This is a genomic window from Gilliamella sp. CG13, from assembly GCF_046635805.1.
Taxonomy (GTDB): Bacteria; Pseudomonadota; Gammaproteobacteria; order Enterobacterales; family Orbaceae; genus Gilliamella; species Gilliamella apicola_I.
Genome location: NZ_JBIDFM010000017.1, coordinates 1 through 3,518, shown reverse-complemented (window position 1 = coordinate 3,518; position 3,518 = coordinate 1). Strand labels below are relative to the sequence as shown.

Here is a 3,518-nt window from a genome sequence, read left to right as displayed (position 1 = left end):
TCGAGGTCAATGGGATCACACTTGATGCAGATGAAGTGAAATATTTATCAGACGTGATACCAAGACAAAAACAATACTTGGAAGTTTTTGACACATCAAAAAGTCTGGTACTGAGCGGTATCAGTTTGTATTTTCAATTAGCAAATATAAATGGTCTGAATAAGCAGATTGACAATATAAAGGATCCTCACTTAAGAACAGTAATGAAATTTCGCATATTTACAAGTTATGCGATAATAGGTGTAACGACCATTGAGGTATTATTACATGGGACAAAGCTATTTAAGCTTTTGCTGGCAAAGACGCCATCGTTATTTGCACAACGAACATCAAGAATGACAATGTTCTCAAAGACGTTAAAGACTCTGGGTACGGTGGGTTCTATCCTCAATATAATAGACAGTTTTATAGGGGTGTTTCAAGCATTCAAAAGTTGTGGTGAAGGCAATACCGGTTCAACAGCATTAATGATAACCAGTATCTTGACGCTGATCTGTAGTGTTGTAGGTTGGTTGAATCTTATTCCATTTTATGGTCAAATTTTGTTAGCCATAATTTCGCTAGGGGCACTTATTGCCAGTATGATCTTATACGATAACGGCGATGACTGGGATGAATTCAGTAAATGGCTAAACCGCTGTATGCTGGGCAACTTTGACTTTCGTGAATCCAAATACCCACCGTATTACTTACCGACGCCAAAATGTATGTTACTGTCGGATCAGGATTACTATTTAGCGATCAGAAAAGGGCGTTGTCTTTTAGAATCGAATAAATGTAATCTTTATGAACAAATTAGTTACATTAATGTGGTGACAAGCCATTATGTCGTTGACAAATTTAATCCGATACTGACGTTGAATTTGCCGGATTTTAATCGTGATAAATCCGTATTTGAAGGGAAAATAACGATTAAATCGTTAACCTATCCTGAGCGAACTCCGGTGGAGTTAAATATTGGATATGGAGAAAAGTTTTTAGAAATTTCAACCGTTACCCCTTCCAGTTTTTTTACCCCAAGAACGGATAATGCGGTTGGTAAAGGTGAAGTTTACGATTTTGATAAAGCTAAAGTAGAAGCCCCTGAAGAAAAGTCATTATGGAATCAGTTAATGGCGATATCCCATAATCAACCGATGCCAACGACGACCGATAACACACAGTCAGACAAAAGCGATGAGTCAGAAGCGCCAAAAATTGGTCTGTATTTAATTAAATGGAGCTTAGGTGAAATCGAAGGGAAGCATGACGTCACTATCAAGGTCAACTACTGGCCAGAAGGCAAGCAGGATGAGAGTGCCGATCAAGGTCAAAACGATGACCCGAACACCCCAAAACAAACCAAAGAGCGCACGCCGTACTTACTGTCCTACCACTATATAAAAGATTAACAGGAAATCACCATGCAAATTAAAACAAGCATAACCACACTTTTAATATTCACTTTCAGTAGTTTACTGTTAACCGGGTGCGATACTTATCCATATAAAGAAAAGATTCAAAAAGTTTACGATTACAATAACCCAACAGGCGATAAAGCAAAATGTATGATGGTGGGTAGCGTGACAAAATCCATGTACCCCTATACCACCTACTATATGAAAGGGCAGGATTTGCCATTTGCACAAGAAACAAGAAAAGCATTTAATAATCGATTAAAAAATGACAGTTTGCACCTGTTTGCAGGGATAGGTTTCTTTACAGAAGAATATGCAGGCGAAGTTGACGGCAGAGCGACGTACCGTTACGACCTGACCGATTTAGGGCGAAAATACGTTGACTGGTCATTTGGTGAAACCAACTTTTGTTTTGGTCGGGTGGTGGTGGACAAAATCACCCGCACAAACGACACCATTAACGGGGTGGGGGGGGGCACGGTGCGGGATGTCTATTTTACTTATCACCTTGAAAATGTGCCGGATTGGGTGAAAGATCCACAAATATATAAACGTTTTGGATATTTTAAAGAACAAGTCAATGGTGAACCATTTGAAGGGTGGCATAGTTATAGCGTGTCAAGTAACGGAAAATTAACAACCATGACCGGCGAAAGTGGTAGATACAAATGGGCATGGGATTTTAATAAAGAAATCAAAGAAGAGTAATTAAACATTGTTAGTTTTAAATGGTGAAAAATCCGTATTTGAAGGGAAAATAACGATTAAATCGTTAACCTATCCTGAGCGAACTCCGGTGGAGTTAAATATTGGATATGGAGAAAAGTTTTTAGAAATTTCAACCGTTACCCCTTCCAGTTTTTTTACCCCAAGAACGGATAATGCGGTTGGTAAAGGTGAAGTTTACGATTTTGATAAAGCTAAAGTAGAAGCCCCTGAAGAAAAGTCATTATGGAATCAGTTAATGGCGATATCCCATAATCAACCGATGCCAACGACGACCGATAACACACAATCAAACAAAAGCGATGAGTCCGAAGCACCAAAGATTGGGTTGTTTTTAATTAAATGGAGCTTAGGCGAAATCGAGGGGAAGCATGACGTGACTATCAAGGTCAACTACTGGCCAGAAGGCAAGCAAGATGAGAGTGCAGACCAAAGTCAAAGCGATGACAGCAGCAGCGACCCGAACACCCCAAAACCAGTAAAAGAGCGCACGCCGTACTTACTGTCCTACCACTATATAAAAGATTAACAGGATAACACCATGCAAATTAAAACAAATATAACCACACTTTTAATATTTACGGTCAGCAGTTTACTGTTAACCGGATGCGATACTTATCCGTATAAAGAAAAGATTCAAAAAGTTTACGATTACAATAATCCAACAGGCGATAAAGCAAAATGTATGATGGTGGGCAGAGTGACACAATCCATGTACCCGTATACTACCTATTATATGCAAGGACAAGATTTGCCTTATTCGCCTGAAACACAAAAAGCCAATTTCAACCGATTAAAAAATGGTAGTTTGCATCTGTTTGCCGGAATAGGTTTTTTTACGGAAGAGTTTGCTGGCGAAGTTGACGGCAGAGCGACGTATCGCTACGACCTGACCGATTTAGGGCGAAAATACGTTGACTGGACATTTGGTAATACCAACTTTTGTTTTGGTCGGGTGGTGGTGGACAAAATCACCCGCACAAACGACACCATTAACGGGGTGGGGGGGGGCACGGTGCGGGATGTCTATTTTACTTATCACCTTGAAAATGTACCAGATTGGGTCAAAGACCCACAAATATATAAACGATTTCGATATTTTAAAGAACAAGTCAATGGGGAGCCAGTTCCCGGAATTCACAGTTATAGTGTGTCTGGTAATGGAAAATTAACAACCATGAATGGTGTCAGCGGTACATATAAATGGGCATCGGATTTTAATAAAGAAATCAAAGAAGAGTAATGTTTGTATACGGACTGAGATGTAATTAGCACGGTAAAAATGAATCACCAAGAAAAAAACAAAATAGAAGATATCGAAAATCCGAAGGAAGAAAGTTTTAATCCCGAATTAGTTAATGAAGCGAATAAAAAAGCCTTGGTGTTAAGTAATGG

At 39.3% G+C, this 3,518-nt stretch carries 4 protein-coding genes; all 4 read left to right on the top strand.

Features of this window, described 5'->3' with window-relative positions:
- A partial coding sequence (locus ACGH6R_RS11100) for a hypothetical protein (protein ID WP_411599833.1) occupies positions 1-1,391 on the top strand: 1,391 nt, incomplete at its 5' end.
- A 12-nt stretch (positions 1,392-1,403) separates the two neighbouring features.
- Entirely contained in the window at positions 1,404-2,105 is a 702-nt protein-coding gene (locus tag ACGH6R_RS11095; protein WP_411599832.1) for a hypothetical protein, read from the top strand.
- 7 nt (positions 2,106-2,112) lie between these two features.
- Positions 2,113-2,652 carry a hypothetical protein gene (locus ACGH6R_RS11090; RefSeq protein WP_411599831.1) on the top strand — a complete coding sequence of 180 codons (540 nt, stop codon included), beginning with the start codon at positions 2,113-2,115 and terminating at the stop codon, positions 2,650-2,652.
- A gap of 12 nt (positions 2,653-2,664) precedes the next feature.
- Positions 2,665-3,366 carry a hypothetical protein gene (locus ACGH6R_RS11085; protein WP_411599830.1) on the top strand — a complete coding sequence of 234 codons (702 nt, stop codon included), beginning with the start codon at positions 2,665-2,667 and terminating at the stop codon, positions 3,364-3,366.
- The last annotated feature ends 152 nt before the right edge of the window (positions 3,367-3,518 follow it).